At 72.5% G+C, this 1025-nt stretch carries 1 protein-coding gene; it reads right to left on the reverse strand.

All coding sequences use genetic code 11. The features are described from left to right. On the reverse strand, positions 1-998 hold a 998-nt coding region (locus tag AB0O00_RS41420), incomplete at its 3' end, for a phosphopantetheine-binding protein (protein ID WP_363659819.1). Positions 999-1025: the final 27 nt, after the last annotated feature.

A 1025-nucleotide genomic window follows, 5' to 3' on the forward strand; every position in this document is an offset into this window, starting at 1 on the left:
GGCGGCAGCTCGGCGTCCAGGTCGTCGTAGAGGAGGCCGAGTTCGGTGTAGCAGGTGAGGATGCTCAGGGCGTCGAGGACGATGTTGTCCATGCCGATGCCCAGCCGAGTGCGGTCGCCCGCGCGGACGGCGCGGATGGCGAACAGCGGCCAGCTCGCCGGGTCGAACAGCTGGTGGGAGGCGGTGTCGCGGAGCTCCTGGAACGCGGCCTCGGGGTCCGGACCGGCCTCGGTGACGGCGATGCGGTAAGGCGGGACGTCGGCCAGGATCCGCTGTTCCCCGCTCTCGTCGACAACGGCGCGCAGCATCTCGTGGCGCCGCACGAGACGGTCGACGGCGGCCTCCAGTCGGGCGAGGTCGAGGTCGGGTACGTCGTACTCGCGGTAGAAGTGGCAGCCGGTGCCGCCGAGGGTGAAGTCCTCGCCCCGGCCGAGCCAGTAGGCCCGCTGGACATCGGTGAGCGGGAAGGGGTCCAGCCGGTGTTCCGGATCGGCCGCCAGGACGGCACTGGACCGGGCGCTGTGATCGAGCCGCAGGGTCGCGGCGAAGTCGGCGAGCTCGGGGTGGGCGAACAGCTGGGCGAGCTTGACGTCCGCGAAGCCGTCCGCGCGCAGCCGTCCGACCAGCCGCGTGGCCAGCAGGGAGTCACCGCCGAGGGCGAAGAAGTCGTGCTCACGGCCGACTTCGGGCACTCCCAGGATCTCCGACCAGGCTGCGGCGGCGCGACGCTCGATCTCACCGGCGGGCGCGGTGACCGGCACGGCGCCGTGAACGTCATGGGCGGTGAGGGTGCTACGCAGGGCAGCCCGGTCGATCTTGCCGTTGGGCGTCAGCGGCAGCGCCGGCAGGAGGACGATCCGCTCGGGCACCATCGCCGACGGCAGCCGGTCCGCCAGAAAGGTCCGCAGTTCGCCGGAATCCGGCTGAGTGCCCTCACGGTCCGTCGGTCTTCCGGCCGAGACGGCCGCCAGTGCGCTCCAGTCCGGCACTGACGGCACGGGCGTGACGGCGGCGGCCAGCCGACC

Origin of the sequence: Kitasatospora sp. NPDC093558, assembly GCF_040683475.1 — a bacterium.
Classification (GTDB): Bacteria; Actinomycetota; Actinomycetes; order Streptomycetales; family Streptomycetaceae; genus Kitasatospora.